18 protein-coding genes are annotated in these 21007 nt (G+C 65.0%); 7 read left to right on the top strand and 11 right to left on the bottom strand.

Annotation, left to right across the window (positions count from 1 at the left end):
* Positions 1-86 precede the first annotated feature (86 nt).
* From C5B91_RS16995 to C5B91_RS16985, 3 genes are all read right to left on the bottom strand, one after another.
* Complete coding sequence (locus C5B91_RS16995) at positions 87-2951, bottom strand: bacterio-opsin activator domain-containing protein (RefSeq protein WP_115820022.1); 2865 nt, start codon at positions 2949-2951, stop codon at positions 87-89.
* Between the two features lie 742 nt (positions 2952-3693).
* Entirely contained in the window at positions 3694-5259 is a 1566-nt protein-coding gene (locus C5B91_RS16990; protein WP_049968647.1) for a PAS domain S-box protein, read from the bottom strand.
* 89 nt (positions 5260-5348) lie between these two features.
* Positions 5349-6224 carry a hypothetical protein gene (locus tag C5B91_RS16985; RefSeq protein WP_008096766.1) on the bottom strand — a complete coding sequence of 292 codons (876 nt, stop codon included), beginning with the start codon at positions 6222-6224 and terminating at the stop codon, positions 5349-5351.
* Between the two features lie 131 nt (positions 6225-6355).
* Here C5B91_RS16985 and C5B91_RS16980 point away from each other — a divergent pair, with 131 nt between their 5' ends.
* From C5B91_RS16980 to C5B91_RS16970, 3 genes are all read left to right on the top strand, one after another.
* Positions 6356-7540, top strand: coding sequence for an outer membrane lipoprotein carrier protein LolA (locus C5B91_RS16980; RefSeq protein ID WP_049913698.1), 1185 nt, complete (start codon positions 6356-6358; stop codon positions 7538-7540).
* Between the two features lie 343 nt (positions 7541-7883).
* Positions 7884-8255 (top strand): helix-turn-helix domain-containing protein, encoded by a 372-nt coding sequence (locus C5B91_RS16975; RefSeq protein ID WP_049968649.1) that lies wholly within the window; start codon positions 7884-7886, stop codon positions 8253-8255.
* 1 nt (position 8256) lies between these two features.
* The gene (locus C5B91_RS16970) at positions 8257-8568 is read left to right on the top strand and encodes a hypothetical protein (RefSeq protein ID WP_008096769.1); all 312 of its coding nucleotides are present in this window, start codon (positions 8257-8259) and stop codon (positions 8566-8568) included.
* A gap of 110 nt (positions 8569-8678) precedes the next feature.
* Here the strand turns inward: C5B91_RS16970 and C5B91_RS16965 are convergent, their stop codons facing one another.
* Complete coding sequence (locus C5B91_RS16965) at positions 8679-10109, bottom strand: DUF6498-containing protein (protein ID WP_115820023.1); 1431 nt, start codon at positions 10107-10109, stop codon at positions 8679-8681.
* 73 nt (positions 10110-10182) lie between these two features.
* Positions 10183-10530 (bottom strand): hypothetical protein, encoded by a 348-nt coding sequence (locus C5B91_RS16960; protein WP_115820024.1) that lies wholly within the window; start codon positions 10528-10530, stop codon positions 10183-10185.
* Between the two features lie 120 nt (positions 10531-10650).
* Here C5B91_RS16960 and C5B91_RS16955 point away from each other — a divergent pair, with 120 nt between their 5' ends.
* The 4 genes from C5B91_RS16955 (at position 10651) to C5B91_RS16940 (ending at position 15159) form a co-directional block, all read left to right on the top strand.
* On the top strand, positions 10651-11937 hold the full coding sequence (locus C5B91_RS16955) for a DUF6498-containing protein (RefSeq protein ID WP_233547703.1): 1287 nt from the start codon (positions 10651-10653) through the stop codon (positions 11935-11937).
* A 167-nt stretch (positions 11938-12104) separates the two neighbouring features.
* A complete protein-coding gene (locus C5B91_RS16950) occupies positions 12105-13370 on the top strand; it encodes a hypothetical protein (protein WP_115820026.1) in 1266 nt (421 codons plus the stop codon).
* Complete coding sequence (locus C5B91_RS16945; RefSeq protein WP_049968655.1) at positions 13367-14029, top strand: ABC transporter ATP-binding protein; 663 nt, start codon at positions 13367-13369, stop codon at positions 14027-14029. Before C5B91_RS16950 ends, C5B91_RS16945 begins: the two co-directional genes overlap by 4 nt.
* Before the next feature lie 5 nt (positions 14030-14034).
* Positions 14035-15159: an ABC transporter permease gene (locus tag C5B91_RS16940; protein WP_008096778.1), complete on the top strand. Its 1125-nt coding sequence runs from the start codon at positions 14035-14037 to the stop codon at positions 15157-15159.
* A gap of 87 nt (positions 15160-15246) precedes the next feature.
* Here the strand turns inward: C5B91_RS16940 and C5B91_RS16935 are convergent, their stop codons facing one another.
* The 6 genes from C5B91_RS16935 to C5B91_RS16910 all read right to left on the bottom strand — a co-directional run bounded on the left by C5B91_RS16935 (position 15247) and on the right by C5B91_RS16910 (position 20584).
* Positions 15247-15987, bottom strand: coding sequence for an ABC transporter ATP-binding protein (locus tag C5B91_RS16935; protein ID WP_008096780.1), 741 nt, complete (start codon positions 15985-15987; stop codon positions 15247-15249).
* Positions 15987-16868, bottom strand: a complete 882-nt coding sequence (locus C5B91_RS16930; RefSeq protein WP_119712792.1) for an ABC transporter permease — start codon at positions 16866-16868, stop codon at positions 15987-15989. Before C5B91_RS16930 ends, C5B91_RS16935 begins: the two co-directional genes overlap by 1 nt.
* On the bottom strand, positions 16865-17803 hold the full coding sequence (locus C5B91_RS16925; RefSeq protein WP_049968657.1) for an ABC transporter permease: 939 nt from the start codon (positions 17801-17803) through the stop codon (positions 16865-16867). Before C5B91_RS16925 ends, C5B91_RS16930 begins: the two co-directional genes overlap by 4 nt.
* A gap of 2 nt (positions 17804-17805) precedes the next feature.
* Entirely contained in the window at positions 17806-18909 is a 1104-nt protein-coding gene (locus tag C5B91_RS16920) for an extracellular solute-binding protein (protein ID WP_081909238.1), read from the bottom strand.
* A gap of 160 nt (positions 18910-19069) precedes the next feature.
* Positions 19070-20044 carry a deoxyhypusine synthase gene (locus C5B91_RS16915; RefSeq protein WP_049968659.1) on the bottom strand — a complete coding sequence of 325 codons (975 nt, stop codon included), beginning with the start codon at positions 20042-20044 and terminating at the stop codon, positions 19070-19072.
* A gap of 96 nt (positions 20045-20140) precedes the next feature.
* Complete coding sequence (locus C5B91_RS16910; protein WP_008096788.1) at positions 20141-20584, bottom strand: DoxX family membrane protein; 444 nt, start codon at positions 20582-20584, stop codon at positions 20141-20143.
* Positions 20585-21007: the final 423 nt, after the last annotated feature.

Raw genomic sequence — 21007 nt, 5'->3', positions numbered from 1 at the left:
CTCTGCCCATGCGTAATAGGTGTACAAGGGAATATGAGGTAGTTACACACCAAACCAGTCGAGAGAATACCGGCTAGATAACGAACCTACCCGCCTCTTCCGGTGGCGGAACCGGAGTGCTCGTCGAACAGCGTCGCGAACAGTTTCCGCTGGACGGTCCGCACGTGTTTGTAGAACGCCGGCGGGGAGATACCGAGCGTCGCGGCGACGTCTTCGCCCGTGTTCTCCCGTGGCGATTCGAAGTAGCCGCTGTAGTAGGCCGTCTGGAGCACCTCGAGCTGTCGCTCTGTCAGCTTGTCGAGGAACCGCGAGAAGAGGTCGCGCTCGGTCGAGCGGTCGAGCGTCTGTTTGGTGCGGAGTTCGACGCCGGCGAACGCTTCGTCGACGAGGTGCGTGACGTTCCGAACGTCGATGCTCTCGGGGACGTCGACGACGAGCGTCGTCTCCTCGGGGGTCGCTCGCACCTCGCCGAGGACGGCACCGTGGTCCGCAAGCTCCGGTGCGAGAAACGGCTGGGTCAAGCGTAGGCGCAGGACGCCGGCGTCCCCGTCGGTGCTTATCCGTCGTACGTCGGCGACGGCGACCAGTTCGTCGGCCGCGGCCGCGACGGATTCGACCGCCCCGTCTTCGACGGTGACGAACACGTAGTTTCCTTCGGCGGACTGTTGGACCCCTCCACGGTAGGTGAGCGTGCACCCCGCGTCGCGGGCGAGTCGCGAGAGGACGAACGTGGGGTCGTCGACGGCGAACCCGACGCGGGTGACGGCCGTGGTGAGCAGTGCGTTCTTCCGTTCGAGGGCGCTCAGCGCCGACGCGATGGTCTCGCCGAGTTCGGCCAAGACGGCGGTCGCCGTCTCGTCGAAGGCGTCGTGCGTCGTCGCGTACACCGTCAACACGCCGTGCGAGAGGTCGTTATAGACGAGCGGGATGCTGAGCACCGACAGGTAGTCTCGGGTGAGCGCGCCCTTCCGCCAGGGTTCGTCCCGGAAACCGGACGCGACGTTGGGAACGGTAGTCACCTCTCCGGTCGCCGCCGTGCGTCCCGCCGGTTCGACCGACGACGCCGCGACTTCGAACGTCGTGCTGTCGAGATAGCCCCGTTCGTCGCCGGCCCACGCGCGGGGCTCGACAGTCTCGCCGATGGGGTCGACGGAACCGACCCACGCGAACGCGAACCGGTCGGCGGCGGTCAGTAGCTCGCAGACGGTGTAGTCTATCTCTTCGCGCGTCTGGGCTCCGACGAGCGCTTGGTCGATTTCGCGGATGGTCTCGTTGATTCGGTTTAGCTCGGTGAGCCGGTCGTTCTGTCGCTGGAGCGTCCGGTCTTGTTCGCGGAGTCGGGATTCGCGCGTGACGCGGTCGAGCGCCGCCTCGGCGGTCACCGCGAGCAGGTCGGTCAGTTCCCGCGCCACCGCGTCGAAGGCTCCGACCTCGGTCGAGCCGGCGACGAACACGCCGTGGTCTCCGAGTGGGACGTACGCGACGCTCCGGAGACCGGTCACGGAGTTCTCCAACCGGTCGGCCTCGTGCACGTCGTCGAAGTACAGCGCACTGTCCTCGACGAAACTGTGGCTCGGGAGCGTCTCCCCGTCCGCGGGCACTGTCGGGAGCGGGCCGTGGGCCTCGCGCATCGCCGGCGAGTACGCCGCCGGTCTGAGCGCGTTGGCGTCGGCGTCGAAGAGGTAGACGGCGCTCGCATCGAGCGCGAGCACGCCGGGCGTATCGTCGACGACGCGCTGGGCGATTTGTCGGTGAGTCCCCGTGTAGAGGAACTCGCGAGCCGTCTCGTGGAGCGTCGTCAGCGCGTCCTCGCGCTGCTTGCGCTTCGTGATGTCGCGGCAACTGAAAAGCAGCGTTCCGTCCCGAATCGAGACCTCACGGACGTTGACGAGAAGGGTGTGCTCGCGGCCGGCCTTGTCGGTCACCGTACTCTCGATGTTTTTCAGGACGCCGCGCTCCGCGAGTTCGTCGCGGTCGAAGAGGTCCTCCCCCAGCAGTTCGTCGATGGGGACCCGTTCGCGCAACTCGTCTGCGGTGTAGCCGAAGATGAAGTGGACGTTTGGACAGACGTAGGTGTAGGCCCCCGACTCGTCGGTGATGAGGACCGTATCGGTCATGTTGTTGAGCGTGACGCGGTGGAGTTCCTCGGAGCGGCGGAGGTCTCGTTCGAGGGACACCCGCGCTGTGATGTCGATACCCTCGACCACGACCGACGCGACCTCCCCACGCTCGTCGGTCACGGGGCGGACCGATAGCTCGACGATGCGTCGTCTTCCGGTCTCCGACGGCTGTGGGACCACCGCGTTCCCGGCCGTCCCTCCGAGCGCGTCCTCGACGAGCCGTCGCACGTCGTCGCTCGTCGGGTCGTCTCCGTTCGACCACCACGGGAGTGACCAGAAGGCCCCGCCGACGAGCGGGTCGACGGGCGCGTCGAGGAACTCCCGCGCCGTCCGGTTCGCCCGAGTCAGCGACCCCTCTCCGTCGAGCACCCACGTCGCCGTCCGTTCGTCGTCGAACATCGCGTCGAACTGCCTGGCGCGTTCGCGCTCGCCGGCCGACTGTCGCGCCGACCGGAGCGCCCGTCCGGTCCGCGCGAGGAGTGTTTCGACGTCCGGCGAGTCTGCGTCAAGCGCGACGTAGTCAGTCGCGCCCGCACCGAGGACCTCGCTAGCGAGGACGTCGCTCCCGCCGTCCGCGGCGACGACCACTGGAAGGGTCGCGACCGTCGAGAGAACGTCTGTGAGGAGGTCGACGACGGTCGCGTCCGCGAGGTCGGCGTCGACGACGACGCAGTCGACCTCGTCCGCTTCGACTGCGCGGAGTGCCGCCGCCTTCGTCTCGGCTTTCAGCACGGTGACGCCGGGTCGCGAATCGAGTCCCTCGGCGAACCGCGTCACCCAGTCGCTCTCGCCGACGACCAGCACGCTGCCAGAATCGGAGACACCGGACATGGCTAGAGACCAAACCCCCGTTGACAAAGGCGTTCGCTATCTTACCATCGCAACCTTGAGTAATTTAGATACTCTCGATTTTCCAAGTTCATCAGATTATGTGGATATTTTGAATATTCTAGATTTGTCAGGGAATGTGGGTTCTTCCAACTACGCAGGTTGTCCGCGGTCGCTCTCTCCTGTGCACCACGTGGAGTAGCCGAGTTGCTCAAACTATGTGTGTGTCTTCGACTATTCAACTAATCCAGATAATTTAGATTGCTCACACGTCGTCACCACCGCACGTTACCGACCTCACAGAGATTCTACGCGAGATGTGGATTATTCAGATAACCACGAGAATCTAAGCGACCCACACGACTCGGGTTCGGTGCATATGTGGATAACTGGAACTACGCGGGTAGCCTCGATAACGACGACTTTTCCACTAGCTGGTGCTCTCAGTACTGCGGTTACGGTGCTCTTTTGACCGTGTCTCTCCGTCGGATGCAAGTGAGACAGCCCGTCTTCGACCGCTCCGAGGGTCGAACCAGACACAGTAAATAATCCACCTAATCTAAATTTCTCGGAGTGTGATGCTGTTCTGGGTCGTGCTTCTCGACGGCCATCTTCGCAGTACCGGCATTGTTAGGATACTGTGAGTATCTTGACGAACCTCCATTACCAGAAGAATCCAGCCAATTTGAATTATCTGGAATATCTGGGTCACCTGAATAGTTCAATTAATATCAAATACGCCGCGTCAGTTCTCCGGCGCGGGGAGTCTGAGTTCGACCGTCGACCCGCCCTCGGCGCGGTCCAAGATAGACACCTCGCCGTCGAACTGCGTGACGAACCAGTGGACGGTCCACAGCCCCATTCCGCTTCCGTGCGTCAGGGGGGTCTCTTTCCCGCGTTTCAGAATCTCCCGCTCGGTCTGCGGGATACCGGGGCCGTTGTCCTCGACCGCGATTGCGACCCGCTCGCCTGAGAGGCGTCGCGACCAGACCGCGACGACGGGGCGGTCCCTGTCGTTGTGGACGATGGCGTTCTGTACGAGTTCGTCGAGCGCGAGGTACAGCGAGTGCGTGCTCGCGAGCACGGTCTGTTCGCTCGGTCCGATTTGAACCTCCGCCTCGGGGTGCTTCCGTTCGTACGTCCGTTTGAGATCGGCGAAGACGTCGCTGACGCCGACCGGGTGTCTGTCCGTGCTCCCCTCCACGGCGTTCTCGAACTGCCGGGCTTTCTCGCCGGTCGACACGAGGCTGTCGGCGTTCTCGATGATTCGGTCCGTCTTCGAGACCATCGCCTCCGTCGAGAATCGGCTCGCCGCGGCGACCAGCGTGTCGAGCGTCCGCAGTTCCGAATCGATACCTCTGGTCGTCTCGCTGAGTTTCGCCAGCGTCTCGTGCAACCGCTCGTAGTCGTCTTCGTCTATCGACGGGCTGTCGAGCGCTTCGAGGTCCCGTTTCAGCTCGCTCGCGTACCCGCTGACGACGTTGAGGTTGTTCCGAAGGTTGTGGCGAAGCACTCGGTTCAACACCATGAGCCGCTCTTCGCGCTCTTTCCTGTCCGAGATGTCGCGCACCGCGCCGCGGACGTTGGCGCCGCTGTCAGTCGGCTCACCGCGAACTTGCACCCATCGCGTTCGCCCCGTGGCCGTTACTACCCGCATTTCGACGTCAAAGGGGTCGCCGTTGACCCGCGCACTCTCGATGGCCTCGTCGATGACAGCGCGGTCGTCCTCGTGAAAGAAGTCCCCGAGTCCGTCGAGCGTCACCTCCGCGTCGGACGGGATATCGACCAGCCGTTTGGTCCCATCAGTCAGTCGTAGCTCGCCGGTCTCGTAGTCGACCTCCCATCCGCCGATGTCGGCCAGTTGTTCGGTGCGTTCGAGGCGGTCGCGGTTCCGCTCTAACTCCTGTCGGTACTCGTAGGTCTCGGTGACGTCTCGGACGATTTTCGTGAAGCCTCTGAGCTCCCCGTCGTCGCCGCTCAGCGCGCGGACGATTACGTGCGCGAGGATGCGCGACCCGTCCTTCCGGACCCGCCACCCGCGTTCCTCGTAGCTTCCCTCGGACTCGGCGATTGAGAGCACCGTCTCGGGAGACTCGCCGTCCCCGTCGGTGGGATAAAAGACAGACAGGTGACGACCGATAATCTCGTCTCGCTCGTAGCCCTTTATCCGTCTCGCACCCTCGTTCCACGTCGCCACGAACCCGTCCGCATCGAGGAGAAATATCGCGTATTCGGTCACCTCCTGAAAGAACTCTCGAAGAATGAGGTCGGACTCGATGTGTTCGAACAGTTCGCTCCGCTCACATGACATTACTGGTTGAGTACCATCCACATGCTGATAAACTGCTCGGCGATTCGGACGGCGAACGGACGAGAGAGCGTCGCTGCTCGGGCGGTGAGTCACCCGTCAACGAACCGACCGACGAGCGTCGTCTCGGCGACGAACGCCAGATAGCCAGCGAGCGCGACCGACCCGACGACGGGAATCGCCGGCACGACGACCGACGAGCCGAGGAACACCGAGACGCCGACGACGGCGAGGGCGAGCGTCACAAGTCCAACCGCGAGCGACAGCGAGAGCGCCGACACCAGGAGCAGGACGAGGTACTCGCGCGCTCGGTCGCCCGCGCGGTCGCCTTCTGTCCGGGCGTAGCCGGCGGCGGCACCGACGCACGCGGCCGCGACGATTCCGGCACCGCCATTGAGACTGTAGTTCGTCTGCGTCGCCAGAAGATACCACGAGTAGACGACGAAGCCGAACACCCCGACCAGCACGCCGGTACAGCCGCCCGCGGCCCCGCCGACGAGTCGGTTTCGCCGCTTTCGGTACCACCCCGCCTCGGCGCGGTAGGCGAGGAGCGACGCGCCCGCGAAGACCGAAAGCGCCGTGAGCGTCGGGAGGACGAAGTACGGGACCGTGAACAGACGCTCGTCGAGGACCAACTGAAACACAGCGGTCGGGACGATAGCCAGCGCCCAGCCGACGAACAGCGCCCCGACGAAAACGACCCGCTTGCGGTGTGCCGACGCCGACGCGGCCGATCGTCCACTCGTCACCCAGCGATAGCCGCCGAAGCCGCCGACGAGGAGGCCGAGTGGGGCGGCGAACTGAATCGAGACCACCCAGTCGGGTGGGAACGCGACACCCGTCGTCGCGCGGTAGTAGTTCCGAAGGAATCGGCCGAGCGTGTCGAGGACGAACGCTTGGACGAGTCCCCACTGGAAGGCGCAGAGCCACGCCTGCCTTCGGGTTGCGGAGCTAGTGGAGGGCGACATGTCCCGGCCATCTCACCCGCGAAGGGAGTAGCTATCGGTCCGCTCGGGTTTCGAACGCCCCCGTCGTCCAGAAGTATTTAGCCGTCGGCCCCCCGACACGCAGTCGAACTCCCTGTCAGAGTGCTCCCAGTATGACTCGCCCTCCACTCCGACCCAACCGACGTACACTCGCCGTGTTCGTGCTCGTCGCCGTCGCGCTCCCCGCGGTCCTCTGGACGACGGGCGGCGCGATAGGCGACGCGAGCCCCTCGGTCGACGCGAACGTAACCGAGCGCTACCGCGCAACCGACGCGCTCACCGGAACGCAGACGGTCGAGATTCGAACCGATGGAACGGTCACGTCTCGCACCGTCGCCGACGTGACGCTCGTCCCGGAGACGGAACGGAAGCGCGTTCACTTTCGGAACGCGGCGAACCGACAGTACGACCGGCAGGTCTCGAACGGCTCGACGCTCTGGCTTCACGACACTGACCGGGACACCGTGACCGCCATCGAGCTGACGGGCCCACCGACCGAGTCGCGGACGGCCGAGCGACTCCAACTCCTCGTCGCGGCCGCGGGGCTGACCGACGACGCCGGTCGCCCGCAGTCAATCGGCGTGTCGCCGCTACCCGTCGTACCGCGACATGCCGGTGCCGCCCCGCAGGCTGACGCGAATCACAGCTACGTCGTCGAATTCGTCGAGACCGACACCGTCGACGGGCGCGAGGCGTACGTCATCGATATCGCGCCCGAGGCGAATCGAAGCGAGGCGGGCTACCACCAGCGGCTGTGGCTCGACGCCGAGCGGTTCTACCCGCTTCGCAAACAGACGTCGTGGACGGCAGACGGGTCCCGACGCTCTGTGACGACCACGTACACGAACGTCACGTTCGATGCAGCCGTGTCGGCGGACGCGTTCCGGCCGGAAATCGGTGCGAACACGACCGTCGAGCGACCGAACACGCCGAACACGGAGTGGTTCCGGAGCAGGGCCGACCTGGAAGCGCGGAGTTCGGTTTCGGTCCCCGAGCCGACGGTCCCGCCCGCGTTCGAACTGGTCTACGCCACGCGGACCACCGGTCGCATCGACGGGGTCGGACTCCGCTACGCCGCCGGCGGCCGCGAACTCACGGTCGCGAAGTTCAACTACACGCTGGACATCGACGCCGACGAGCGCGACGCGACGGTGGGCGGCCGGCCGGCGACTATCGACTACGGTCCGACCACCTCGGTGTCGTGGAACTGCGACGGCTACGGCTACACCGTTCGCGGGACCGGCGTCGAGACGGACCGCCTCGTCGAAGTCGGTCGCTCGGTCGGCTGTCCCGCCTGAAACCGCGCGAGTTTCTGGGTCAGAAACTGGCCCCCTTTTTATATTATCTCCCGGCGCATCGGTTGAACTGCGATGGGCCCCGCCGAACCGACACCGTACTGCCCTCCCGAGCAGTACCGTTCTGTGCCCTCTGACAGCACTCCGGCACCCATCGCGGTCATCGCTGACGCGACAGTCCCTCCACAGCATCGCCGTACTGCCCCGCAGTATCCCCGCGCTAACCCGCAGCCCCACCGTGCTATCCCGACAGCCCCATCGTACACCCGTCCCGAATCGGTCGCCGCGACCAACAGGGGTGGAAACCCATGGGCCTATTAGTCCGACGAGCAGTCATTCGACCACCGTGAGTGAGGAACCGGCGCTGGGCGATATTCTCGACCTCCTCAGCGACGAGTACGCCCGGGACATCCTCGCAGCGACGAGTACCAAACCAATGTCCGCACAAGAGCTTGCCGACGAGTGTGAGATGTCCAAACCGACGGTCTACCGTCGGGTGGAACGATTACAAGCGTACGGACTCCTCGACGAACAGACCGAGATTCGAACCAGTAACAACCACTACAGCGTCTACGCCGCCACGCTCTCCGAGTTCTCCGTGGAACTAGACGACGGGTCGTTCGAGTCGTCGCTGACGCGCACCGACGACGAGTCGTTCCCCGGCCAGGTGGAGACCGACACCGCAGACCGGTTCAAACGGATGTGGGAGGACCTCTGAGATGACGACGCTATCCGCGGTCCTCGACTGGCTCATCGTCTCGCTCGCTCTCGGGTCGACGCTCGTCGGGAGCTACGTCGGCTATCAGGCCTATCGCGGCTACCGCCGTCACGACAGCCGGACGATGCGGTCGCTCTCCGCGGGTCTGTTCCTCCTCACGGCCGTCGCGTTCGGCGTCGCCTTCGTCGGGTCGGTGCTCCTGCGCGAGGGCTACATCGGCCTCCAGTACCAACAGCCGCTCACGCTCGTCACGCGGCTGTTTCAGTTCTGTGGCGTCGTGCTCATCGCCTACTCGTTACATTCGCGAGGGTAGTCCGTCCCCGGGTCGTCTCGGGCGGCCTCGTCGGGGCTCTACTCGTTCACTCACGCGTCTTCTTCTCCGCACTTTTTGGTTCGCTCACAAACCGCTCTGGTCGTCTCGCCTCACGAGTGCGCGAGCTTCCAGAACCCCTTGGGGACGATGGCGAAAACCGGGAACAGGAACAGCGCGGGCAACCAACTCGTGGACGGACCGAGCGGGGTGACAATCACGGTGACGACGCCGATCGCGGTGAGGACGACCGAAGCGATGGCGGCCCCGACGAACCGGCGGTCGAGCGGCGGGAGGTCGGTCGAGCCGACCGGGAGGTCGAGCGCTTCGACGAACGCCCCGGCGTCAGCAACAGGCCCGAGCGTGCGTTCCGTCTCGTCGTCGCCCCAGCCGACCGTCGCCGCGATGGTTCGCGTTCCGAGGTAGCGGTCGGTGGGTCGAGTCGCCACGACCTCGGCGTCGCGGAGGTCGCCGACCGCCGTCGCCCACTGCGACTCGTTCGTCAGGCGGTCGTGAACGACGAGGCGGTCGCCGAAACGTCGGTAGGTCAGCCACCCGCTCGCGAGCACGCTCTCGACGATATCGCCGACGAGCATGAACGCGAGGAGGCAGAGCCCGAAGAGACCGAACCCGACCCAGACCGCGAGCGAGGTGGTCCCCTCGACGACGAACGCGGTCCCGCCGATCCAGACCATCGCGGCCATGGTGACGTAGAACGGTCCCGTCGTGGTGACTGCGCGCCAGACCGCGGCCGCGACCACCGCGCGACGGTCCGCGTCGATTGCGACCGAGGGGCGGCCGCTGGGAACGTCGACCTCGTCGCGGGTCGCGTCGCTGTCGGGGCCGGAGAGCCAACTCGTAAGCCGGCCGCCGCCGCCCTGCTCTGCGCGGAAGCCAGACCACTCAAAGAGTACTTTCACGAACACGAACCCCACGAGCGCGACTGTCGCGCCGCCGAGGATGACGACGAACAGGAAACATGCGAGAAACATCGCTTGCCGGGCGGGAATCTCGACGAGGGCGTACGGAGAGCGCTCCGCGTATCGGTTCCCCCGGAGGAACGTGGCGGTGGTCTCGCCGGCCTGCCCGACGACGAGCGCGGCGACGCTGACGACCGCCTCCGGGCGGGCGAGTACGTCGAGCACCGAGATGACCTCCGAGAGCGGCGCGAGGAGGAAGACGCCGACCCACGCGCCGCCGCCGATGACGGCGGTCGCAAAGGGGACGTTACGCGGGTACACCGGCGGGAGCCGGTCGTGGATGGTGACGCTTCCGCGCTTGTCGATGAGGTCGTTTTCCGACAGGCTGAAGACGCCGTCCTCGCGGGACGAGGTCGGCGGCCGGCCGGCGAACAGCGCCTTCACGCCCGAAAGCGGGAACAAAAACAGCAGTTCGAGGACGTAGACCGCGAGGAGCGTCCCGGGATTCCAGCCGAACCACAGCACACCGGCGAGCGGGAGGAGATTTGCCGAGAGCACCGGGAGGAACCCGATGCCGGCGGATAGAGACGAAGTCGGGGCGTCGCCGTACCGTGGAGGGGCCATCGGATGTGTCGTTTCGGTCATCCGGTCATATATCTGATGAAACCCGTCCTCCAACCGCCTCGACGGCGCGCCACTACTCGGGGAGCGACTCGTAGTCGGCGACCGTGAGCGCCTGTCCGAAGAACATCAGACCGATTCCGGTGATTCCAGCCGGGACCGAGAGGGAGAGCAGCAGCGAGAAACTGAGCGCGCCGATGCCGCCCCCGAGCGCACCCCGCTTTCGGTCGCTCCAGCGTTGGTCTCCGAACCGGAAGAGTCGCTTCCACCCGTCGCGGTGACGGAGGACGAGCGCGGTCGTCGCCGCGTACAGCGGAGCGATTGCCACGGGAAACAATCCCGGCGCGTCGGGGGCCGAGACGGCCACACCGGCGACAACGAGGCCGACGACGAGGGAGGCGAGGTATCGAATGGAGGGACGCACGCGTTCTAGATAATTTGTTGACAACATCAATCTTTTTTCCGGGCGCGGAAACGCGGTTCCGACCGCCCGACGCGAGTCAGACCACCTAACTGCCCCGAGGGAAATGTCTCTCTATCAACAATGCTCACACCCAGCGAGAGACGACGAGCGAAGGTGGCGGTGTTGATGGCGGTCAACGCCGTCCCGCTCGTCGGCGTGCTCGCGCTCGACTGGTCGCTCGTGGCGCTGTTGGCGGTCTACTGGGTCGAACTCGGCGCGTGCCTCGTCGGTGCCGCGGTGAAAGCGCTGTTCGCGGAGGGCAAGCCGACTTACAACGCGGACGGCTTCTCGTGGCTCGTGTTCGGTGCCCTGTCGGAAAAGCGCGGGCGAATCAGTCTCCCCGTCCTACCGCTGTCGATTCAGGTCGCGAATCTCCCGGCCATCCTGATGACCCTCGCCGTCGGCAGCGTGGGCTGGGCCCTCTTCGGTGCAATCGGTGTCGGGGGTGTCGGGGAGACCACGGGCACGGCGATGACCGACGCCGAAACACTCTCCGTCGGCCTGGGAGTCATCGCCGTCGTCTTCGGCCGAGCCGTCGACGTGGGTCGGTACTTACTCGGTGGAACCTACGCGTCGGTCCCGCCGCAGCAGCCGCTTCGGTCGGCGCTCACGTCGATGGCCGGGACCGGCTCGGCGCTCCTCATCGGCGGGGGGTTCGTCATCGCGGGTGCACCCCCGCCGTTCGTGCTGGCGTTTGTGCTCGCGGTGAAACTGCTCGCCGACATCGTCGGCGTCTACCGCGACCGACTGGAGGCGTTCGACGAGCGCACGTCGGTCGAACTCGGATTCGCTCCCGACACTCCCGAGTGGGAGCGAATCGAGAGCTCGCGGGACGGGTCCGAAATCGTCCGACCGAAGCCCGCGGCCGTCGTCGTGGGCGGGGTCGTCCGCGGGCTCCGCTCCCCGCTCGCGCTCGTACTGGGCGGGGCGCTGACGCTGTTCGGCCTGCTCAGTACCGCGACGACCGACGGCGTCGCGGTCGAACTGCTCGGTGGAGCGGTGGTAGTCGCTGGGGCGTTCACCGCGCTGGGCGTCTTCGACTGGTCGTTCCGGTATCTGGCGATGGAGTACCGCACCGCCAGCGAAGAAATCGGGGGTGAGAAACTCGTCGGCTACGACCGACTGCTCGGGCCACAATGGCGACTCTCCCGCGAGTCGCGCGCCGAGATGGAGCGCGCTCGGACCGTCACCGACCGACTGTTCGGAACCGAGACGCTCCGGGTGGAACGCGACGGTCGAGAGTACCGACTTCCCCACCTCCCGCCGGACGCCGCGGGAATTGGCGGGCAGTCGCCGAGTGTCGCCCGAGAGTTCCGCTTGGTGTCGGAGCCCTCGAAACCGCACGCGGGGAACGAGGGTCGGGGGTGAAGTAGATTAGTCAACCAGAAAATAATTAACAGTAGACATTTTTTGGTTACACGAATGCGGAACGTAGCCCTCCACCACAACTCCAAACGGCACCGTACGAAACAGGGTGCCGCGTTAGTCGCATCGACCGCTGAGTCCCCGAACTACCCCTCATCGAGAGGGAGTGTATGAGACGAACACGAGTCGTTTCGCTCGCGCTGCTGCTCGCCGTCGTCGTGAACGCCGGCGTCGCCTCCGTCGGTCTCACCTCGGCCGAGCAGGCGAAGGCGTCGATATCCGGCGCTTACGTCTCGACGGAGAACCCTTCGCCGGGACAGCAGTTCACCGTGACGACGAACGTCACGAACGTCGCGACGAGTTCCGATAGCATCACGCTGACCGACATGTACGTGCGCTCCGTCAGCGGCACGGAAGAACACGCTCGGGTCGAGGATGTTGGGTCGATATCACCCGGGAACACGCTCTCCGTGCCCCTCTCGCTGTCGCTTTCGGACGTCGGTACCCACAATCTCCGGGTTCACGCCGTCGTCAGGTCCGACAGCGGTGACACCCAGCATCTGAAGTACCCGCTTTTGATCACCGTCACGAAGCGGAGTTCGGTCATGGTCTCGGTGCAGGCGTCCGAGCCGACGGCCAACACCGACACGCCGGTCAACGTGACGGTTGCCAACGGCGATTCCAACGCGATTTCGACCGTTCGGCTGCAGCTCTCCGGCAACGGGTCCGTCGTGGACCCCGAACGAGTGACCGGTTCTATCGACCCCGGTGTCGACCGGACGTTCCGATACAACGTGACGTTCGAAGAGGCCGGACCGAAGACGCTCAACGCGACGGCGACCTACACCACGAACGACGGGTCTCCGAAGACAGTCTCCGACGAAACCGTGTTCAGCGTGGTCAACGAGTCCGACGAGGACCAACTCGAAGGGAGAATCCAACTCGTCGGCGTCGAGACGTCGGGTGACGGCATCGTCACGATCCAGGGCGACGCCGCCAACGTCGGCGGGACGAACGTCAAGTCCGTCCTGTTGCGCGTCGAGGACACGGCGTCGGTGAGTCCGATGGGCGCGTCCGGCGAGTACTTCGTCGGCGCGGTCAACGACAGTAAGTTCGATACGTTCGAGCTGATAACGCGAACGAAGAGCGACGCGACGGAGGTCCCGATTCGCGTTCGGTATCTCGTCGACGGCGAGCGCCGGACCGACACCGTGACAGTCAACCTCAGTTCGACGAGCGCCGGCGCGAGAGCCGCGGCGGGACCGGCTCCGAACATGGGCGGTCCGAATCAGGCAGGGGCTGGCCCTTCCGACAGACGTTCACAGCCACAGCCCCGGTCGGGTGGTGCGCTCGGCGGTCTCGGCGGGCTTGTCCTGCCTCTCGTCGCCGTTGTCGCGCTCGGCGGCGGCGCGTACGTCCTCTGGAAGCGACGATGAGCGTCATCGAACTCTCCGACGTCGTGAAACGATACAATAACGGGGACGAGGAGATAGCGGCGCTGAAAGGCGTTGACCTCGCGGTCAACCGCGGTGAGATGGTCGCGATTATCGGCCCCTCCGGGTCCGGGAAGAGCACGCTGTTGAACGTCATCGGCCTACTCGACACGCCGACTGAGGGCACAGTCACCCTCGACGGTCAAGACGTGACGGACCTCGGGACCGACGGACTCACCGACCACCGTCGGGAGAGTATCGGCTTCGTGTTTCAGGCGTACCACCTGCTTCCGATTTTCACCGCGGTAGAGAACGTTACTGTCCCCTCGATGTGGGACTCGACCGTCGACCGGACGGACCGAGCGAGAGAACTGCTCGACCGCGTCGGTCTCGGTGAGCGCCTCTCGCACAAGCCGAATCAGCTCTCGGGCGGCCAACAGCAGCGTGTCGCCATCGCTCGCGCCCTCGTGAACGAACCGCACATCATCCTCGCGGACGAGCCGACGGGCAACCTCGACCAAGACACCGGTGCGACCATCCTCGACGAACTGACCCGAATGAAAAACGAGGAGAACGTCGCCATCGCGGCGGTCACGCACGACGAACAGTTGACGAACTACGCCGACCGGACGGTCGAGCTGGTCGACGGAGTCAGGCGGTGAGCTGAATGGACCCCAGACAGAGATTCCCGAGCGTCGTCATGGCCTGGCGGAACCTGTGGCGTAACAGGCTTCGGACCGTCTTAGCGGCGCTCGGAATCGTCATCGGTGTGGTCGCCATCGCCGGACTCGGTATCACCGGCTCGGCGCTCAGGTACGGGACGGCCCAGCAGTTCAGCGACATCACGAACCAGGCGACGGTCATGCCCGGAGAGGACGCCGACCAGCGACACCTGACGGAAGCGCAGGTCAGCGCCATCAGGGAGGTCGCCTCGAACGCGACGGTGATTCCCATCAAGGAAGGGAGCCTCCAAGCCTCGTCGCACACCGCCGAGACCTATACGAGAGTCGAGCAGGTGACCCATCCGAGCGACCTGTATAGCGCCCACCGAGGGACGATTCCACAGCCGTTCCGCACGGGCGTTCTGTTGAACAACGAGACGGCGGCGCAGCTGAACGTCACGGTCGGCGACCTCGTCATCGTCGGAGACCAGTCGTACAAGGTCCGCGCGATTCTCGCGGAGGGCGGCATCGGCTTCCGCTCCAGCGGCGTCGTGGTCTCGCCGCCGGCGCTCGACAAACAGGGCTACTCCTCGGTGACGATTATCGCCGAGGACGGCGACGCGGCCCAGCACCTTGCCAACGCGACGGAGGCCCGGTTCAACACCGGCGAGGAAGTCGTCCGAACGTCGTCGTTCGGTGGCCTCAATCAGCGCGTCGGCTCGCTGTTCAGCACTCTGAACCTGGTGCTTCTCGGCATCGGCTCGATATCGCTCGTCGTCGCCGGCGTGAGCATCCTGAACATCATGCTGATGAGCACTATCGAACGCCGGAGCGAAATCGGCGTGCTCCGCGCGGTCGGCGTCCGCCGACAGGACGTTCTCCGGATGATTCTCACGGAGGCGACGCTGCTGGGACTCATCGGCGGCGCGGTCGGTGCCGCGCTGTCGGCGCTCATCGGCGCGGTCCTGTACAACGCGCTCTACAGCTCGCCGATGCTCGTGTTCCGGTGGGCGAGCGCAAGATACCTGCTCATCGGCTTCGGGTTCGGCGCGTTCGCGAGCGTTCTCAGCGGCATCTATCCGGCGTGGAAAGCCGCCAACAAGCGCCCGGTCGAAGCGATTCGAAGCTAGCGCTAGCGGGTCGGTGCCGCGGTCGGACCGAGGTGACCGTGTCCTCGGCTTTTCGCCGTCCACAACCGCGTCTCTTGCCCCCGCGAATCACCACCTAACGAACGGAAGGTCCGGCGCGTCGAGCGCGACGAACTCCGAGACGAACTCGTTCGCCGGCGACTCGTATATCTCACGGGGCGTTCCGACCTGCTCGACGCGACCCTCGTTCAATACGGCGACCCGGTCGCACATCACCATCGCCTCCTCCTGGTCGTGGGTGACGTAGAGTCCGGTGACGTCCAACTCCGCCAGTAGCGCGCCGATTTCCGTCCGCAGGCGCGCCTTCAGTTGGGCGTCGAGCCCCGTCATCGGCTCGTCCAACAGGAGGATGTTCGGCTCGATAGCGAGCGCGCGCGCCAGCCCGACGCGCTGTTGCTGGCCGCCGGAGAGCGTCGTCGGGTCGCGGTCGCCCATCTCGCCGATGTCGAGCATTTCGAGCAGTTCCTCGGCCCGATTCCGCCGCTCGCGCTTCCCGACGCCTCGCATCTTCAGCCCGAACGCGACGTTCTCGGCGACGGTCATGTTGTCGAACAGGGCGTACTCTTGGAACACCAACCCGACGTTTCGGTTCTCCGGGGGGACGTTCGTCACGTCCTCGCCGTCGAACCTGACCGTCCCGTCGGTCGGCGTCTCGAAGCCGGCGACGGTTCGAAGCGTCGTCGTCTTCCCACACCCCGAGGGGCCGAGCACGCCCAGAATCTCGCCGTCCGAGACGGTGAGCGAAACGCCGTCCAGCGCCGTCGTGTCGTCGTAGTCCTTTCGGACCGCGTTTAGTGTCACGTCTGCCATTAGCTACCTCTGGTGTCGAATCCGCGGCGACCGACCCGCTGTAGGAGGAGGGTGACCGCGACGATGATGAAAAAGAACATCGACACGGCTGCCGCCGCCTTGGTGAACGAGCTGTTCGAGATGTGTCGCTGCAAGAAGAGCGCCAGCGGCTGGGTACCTTTCGCCCAGACGATGTACGAGAAGTTGAACTCCGCGGCCGCGAGCGCCCAACAGATAATGGCTCCCGAGACGATACCCGAGCGGGCGTTCGGTACGATGACCGTCAGAAACGTCCGCGGCCACGACGCGCCCAGCGAGCGAGCCGATTCCTCCAGTTGCCGCAGCGGCATCGACTCGAACTCGCTTTGGACTGCCATCACCATGAACGGCGCTTTCAAGAGCGAGTAGCCGATGATAAGTCCAAAACTCGTCGCCGAGAGGTCCGGGTACGCTCGGAGGAACGCGACACCCAAGATGACGCCCGGCACGAGCGGGAGCACGGAGACGGCGTTGACCCACTCTTTGCCCGGGAACTCGTAGCGGGAGACCGCGTACGCGATGGGAACGCCGACGACGAGGTTGATGAGGACGCCGCCGAGCGCCAGCCCGATGCTGAACGCCAACTCCGCCGGAACCAACACCGTCAGCCTCTCGCCGCCGAGCGGGAGGCTGAACAGGGGGCTCCATCCCATGCTGCGCTGTGAGCCAATCGTGTCCGCGAGCCCCAGCACCGCCCGCCAGTTCTCGAAGGTGACGAACCCCGATGGGAGGACACCGGTCCAACTCGTCGCGAACGAGGCGACGACGGTGAGGACGATGGGTGCGATGAGGAACGCGACCGTCGCGAACAGGGCCAGCGTCACGATAGACCGCCCGAATCGACGCGAGAGGGACAACGTCATATCCCGACCTCCGCGCTGGTGTACCGAAGTCCGAGAACGGTGAACAGGAACGTGAACGCGAAGTAGACGGTCGCCATCGCGCCGGCGACCTGGACGTCGTAGCCGACGCCGAGTTCCCGCGAGAGCTGGAGCGTCCAAACGACGAGCGTCTGGATGACGACGAGCGTCCCGAAAATCGCTAGTCCCGTCCGGAACGTGAGAATCAGCGCGCCGGTGATGCCCGGTCGAATCTGCGGGAGCGTGACGTACCGAAACGTCTCGAACGGCGTCGCACCGAGCGCCTGGGCTGCCTCCTCGGCGGCCGAGTCGACCTCGGCGTACGTCCCGCGGAGGATGAGCGTCGCGCGCGGCACCATCGAGTACACGAAGGCGACGAACAGTCCCGGGACGCTGACCGCGAACGCAAGGTCGGTGGGTCGAGCCCCGGTGAGGGCGGCCGTGACCGCGGTGACGACGCCGTTGTTCCCGAACAGCACCAGAATCATGAACGCGGCGACGATGCCGGGGAGACTGATGGGAAACGAGACGAGCGTGACGAGGAGGTCCTCGCCGGGGAGGTCATATTTTTCGAGGGCGTGCGCGATGGGGACGGCGAGTCCGACCGAGACGAGCGTCGTCCCGGTGGCCAGCCACAGGGAGTTGAACGCCACCTGTCGGTAGTAGGGGTCGCCGAACAGCGTCGCGTAGGCGTCGAGCGAGAACCCGACCGACCGGTACTGGGCCGTCGAGACGCTGATGCGAACGACTTCGGAGAGGGGATACAGGCCCGCGACGAGCAGAAGCACCGAAAACGGCGCGCACAGCGCGACGATGCGGCGGTACTCGCGCTCTCGCTCGGTGACGGGGTTCGCGACGGTCTCGAACGCGCCGACCACCCGCGCCGTGAGCGCCTGGAGCGTCGAGAGTGGACTGTTCTCGGCGTGTCGGTCGGACATCCTCAGATGTTCGCGCCGCGCGTTATCTCTCGGATGATGTCCTCCTGCCGGTCGACCAACTGACTGTAGTCGACTTGGAACTCCGTCCGGTCGTACTCGGCCGGGTCGATGAACTCGTCGGGAAGCTCCAGCTCCGAGGAGCGAATCGGCCTGACGTAGGCGTCGAGGAACTGCTGTTGGCCCTCCAGCGAGAGGACGTAGTCCATAAACAGTTTGCCCGCCGCCGGATTCGGCGCGCCCTCCAAGAGCGCGTAGCCGTACGGCATGTTGAGCGCGCCCTTATTGCCGTTTTCGCCGCCCAAGAGCGCGACGCCGACGTTCTCCTCTGCGACCTCGTCGTTGTTGTACTTGAGGTCGAGGCCGGAGTAGTCGTACCGGACGAACGTCGCGTACTCCCCGCGGGAGAACTGCGCGAGGAAGTTGTCGGTGAACTCAGCGCCGCCCTCCTGAATCCGTTCGTAGTAGTCGACGACGGGCTGGAGGTCGTTCATGCTACCGCCGCGGGCGTTGTTGACCGACAGCGCCGCCGCGAGTCCGACCGCCGCCTGCGGGGTCTGGAGTGCGAGGTCCTGCATGATTTCGGGCTGGAGCAGGTCCTCCCACGTGGTTGGCTCGTCGAGGCCGCGTTCCTCGTAGATGTCCTTCCGGTAGGTCACGGCCGTCGTTACCCGGCGGGTCGCCGTGACGTGCCCGTCGTCGGTCTTGAGCGTGTCCGGCACTTTGTCCCACCCCTGCGGCTTGTACGCCTGTGTAAAGCCCTCGTTCCGGGCGACGATGCCGTAGGTGTAGCCGCCGTTGTACCCGGAGTGAGTCATGTTGTTCGAGTGTGAGCGCATGTGTTGGAGCGCCTCGCCCGACGAGCGATCGTCGTCGTGGACCGCCACGCCGTAGGAATCCTCGAACGACTGCATCAGCGACGGCCAGTTCATCCACCCGGACTGCACGCAGTAGAAGTACAGCGTATCGGGGAACGCGGTGGCCTCGATGTTCGTCTGGAAGTCCTGATACCCGACCTCGTACGTCTCCGCGTCGCCGCCGCCGGAGCCAGTCGAAGAGGCGTCACGTTCGGAATTACTCGTTGTCAGACAGCCGGCGAGACCCGCCAACGCCGCGGCAGAACCCCCGATGAAACTTCTCCTGGTTGATACCATCACTCGGGCAACACGACCGGCCGCTAAAGGGAATTGCTATGAGCCTAACGTAGCCGTTTCGACGGTTGGGACACCAACATAGCGCTACAAAGGAGACAATAGATACGGAGTCCCGCTAGTTCTTGAACGCGCCCGCAACAAGAAGCGGGAAGACGAGCGTCGCCTCGGCTTCGATTTGCGTGTAGTTCGTGTCGTGGTCCTTGATTTTCCCCCACGACACGGCCTCGTTCGGGGGCGCGCCCGACAGCGAGCCGTCGCCCTCCATCCCCGTCGAGATGTAGACGACGTAGTCCGCGCCGCCGCGGAAGAGGTTCGTCATGATGGCGTGGTGCTTGGGGACGCCCCCGCCGACGGCGATAAGACCGGTTTCGTCAGCGAGGAGGCCGTTCTGGATGAGCGAGTCGTAGTCGTCGAGAATCTCGATGCCGACGTCCTTGTCGTAGCCCTGCCGGTAGTAGTACAGGAAGTTGCCCACCTCGGCGTCGGTGAGCGCCGGGCAGTAGACCGGCACGTCGTTTTCGGCCGCCTGCTTCAACACCGAGTGCTCGTCGTCGAGCGTCTCGCCCAGCTCGCGGGCGAACGCCGTCGGCGTCCGCACCTTCTCTTCGGCGAAAAAGTCCTCGAAGAAGTCGTAGAGATACTCTTCGAGCCAGACGTACCGGTCGGAGGGGACATAGATGTTGCCGAGGCGGTTGATGCCACGCTCGCGGAGTTCGCCCTCGTCGGCGTCCCACGAGCCCATCTTGAACGGTTTCGCGGTCTTGATGACGTCCTCGGTCAGCGAGCCGGAGGTGGTGATGAGCACGTCGACGAAGCCCTCGCGGACGAGGTAGGCGACGGCCTCGCGCAGCCCCGACGAGATGATGTTCGAGGTGAACGTCAGGTAGACGGTCGCGTCCGCGTCTTGCATCTCTTCGGCGATGTCGATGGCTTCGGCGAGCTGCGTCGCCTGAAAGCCGGTCGTCGCGTACGCGTCGAGGAACTCGTCGAAGTCGAACGCGCCGTCGAAGTCGTAGCCCCGAACGTCGGCCGAATCGATGGCCTCGTCGCTCCCGGGGACGACGTGGTCGTGAGTGTCGTCTTCGGTCATCGGCTACGGCTCGCACCGGCGCGCTTGAATCAGTTCCGTTCGGTTCCGAAAACAGCCGGACAGCGTGGGGGTAGACACCAATCCACTCGATGACTGTCACCGGTTCGACGACGAGTCGACGCCGCCGTCGGACTCCGGGCGAGTGTACCACCACGCCCACGCGACGAGCACGCCCTGAAGCGGCAGTCGGAGCCACAGGGCGGCGTCGGAGGGCTCCCGAAGTGACGCCGGAACACCTTCGAGCACGATATCGCTCGTCGCCATGTAGACGTTCGCGGGGAAGACCGCGACAAGTAGCGCGATGAGTCCCCACGCGGCGATGCGTTGGGTGCGGCGGAAGACGACGCCGACGCCGAGGACGATTTCGGCGACGCCCGAGATGTAAACGAGCGCGAGCGCCGCCGGGAAGACCGGCGGGACGACCTGCGCGTACGCGTTCGGCACGACGAAGTGCATCACTCCGGCGAGGACGTAGAGCGCGCCCATCACGTAGCGGAGCGGCGTCTTGAACCGGCGGAGTCGTTCGGCGGCGAGAACCATTTCGAATCAACGTTGGACCGGCGGTCAAAGACGCTGTCGGCGTCGGCCGGCGTTGGTACCGAACCGGAGACCGAAACCGCAGCTTTCGAAAATCAATACTTGTATAGTAATAATACATGATATCTGATATATTTGTCACTGAGCCTGAGGACTGCCGTTGTGAGATTGCGACACCACTCGGACGCGCTTCCCGACCCGCCGTGACGGACGCGAGACGTTCGCAATTGAACCCCTCCCATTCGTCGTAACCAGTCTTTTCAGCAGCTTCACACGTTTAACCGGGAGAATGTCTGTAACGCTCGCCCCGAAGAACCGCGCTACCGAGTGCGAGTAACCTACCGACGACGCTTGTACTTGAAAACGTATTCTTGGGCCGTAGTTAAGCCGTTTCCCGCAGATACTATCAAGTGGGTCGAACTCGCA

It is taken from the genome of Haloferax sp. Atlit-10N (assembly GCF_003586325.1).
In the GTDB taxonomy this organism is placed as follows: Archaea; Halobacteriota; Halobacteria; order Halobacteriales; family Haloferacaceae; genus Haloferax; species Haloferax prahovense.
Note: the sequence above shows the minus strand (reverse complement) of the source record. Positions and strands in the feature narration are given on the sequence as shown.

Excerpts from the sequence above, each read along its gene's own strand:
- C5B91_RS16940 (WP_008096778.1), top strand. The coding sequence starts at position 14,035 with ATGGACCCCAGACAGAGATTCCCGAGCGTCGTCATGGCCTGGCGGAAC.
- C5B91_RS16990 (WP_049968647.1), bottom strand. The coding sequence starts at position 5,259 with ATGTCATGTGAGCGGAGCGAACTGTTCGAACACATCGAGTCCGACCTC.
- C5B91_RS16925 (WP_049968657.1), bottom strand. The coding sequence starts at position 17,803 with ATGTCCGACCGACACGCCGAGAACAGTCCACTCTCGACGCTCCAGGCG.
- C5B91_RS16910 (WP_008096788.1), bottom strand. The coding sequence starts at position 20,584 with ATGGTTCTCGCCGCCGAACGACTCCGCCGGTTCAAGACGCCGCTCCGC.
- C5B91_RS16980 (WP_049913698.1), top strand. The coding sequence starts at position 6,356 with ATGACTCGCCCTCCACTCCGACCCAACCGACGTACACTCGCCGTGTTC.
- C5B91_RS16935 (WP_008096780.1), bottom strand. The coding sequence starts at position 15,987 with ATGGCAGACGTGACACTAAACGCGGTCCGAAAGGACTACGACGACACG.
- C5B91_RS16985 (WP_008096766.1), bottom strand. The coding sequence starts at position 6,224 with ATGTCGCCCTCCACTAGCTCCGCAACCCGAAGGCAGGCGTGGCTCTGC.
- C5B91_RS16970 (WP_008096769.1), top strand. The coding sequence starts at position 8,257 with ATGACGACGCTATCCGCGGTCCTCGACTGGCTCATCGTCTCGCTCGCT.
- C5B91_RS16965 (WP_115820023.1), bottom strand. The coding sequence starts at position 10,109 with ATGGCCCCTCCACGGTACGGCGACGCCCCGACTTCGTCTCTATCCGCC.
- C5B91_RS16950 (WP_115820026.1), top strand. The coding sequence starts at position 12,105 with ATGAGACGAACACGAGTCGTTTCGCTCGCGCTGCTGCTCGCCGTCGTC.
- C5B91_RS16915 (WP_049968659.1), bottom strand. The coding sequence starts at position 20,044 with ATGACCGAAGACGACACTCACGACCACGTCGTCCCCGGGAGCGACGAG.
- C5B91_RS16945 (WP_049968655.1), top strand. The coding sequence starts at position 13,367 with ATGAGCGTCATCGAACTCTCCGACGTCGTGAAACGATACAATAACGGG.
- C5B91_RS16930 (WP_119712792.1), bottom strand. The coding sequence starts at position 16,868 with ATGACGTTGTCCCTCTCGCGTCGATTCGGGCGGTCTATCGTGACGCTG.
- C5B91_RS16955 (WP_233547703.1), top strand. The coding sequence starts at position 10,651 with ATGCTCACACCCAGCGAGAGACGACGAGCGAAGGTGGCGGTGTTGATG.
- C5B91_RS16995 (WP_115820022.1), bottom strand. The coding sequence starts at position 2,951 with ATGTCCGGTGTCTCCGATTCTGGCAGCGTGCTGGTCGTCGGCGAGAGC.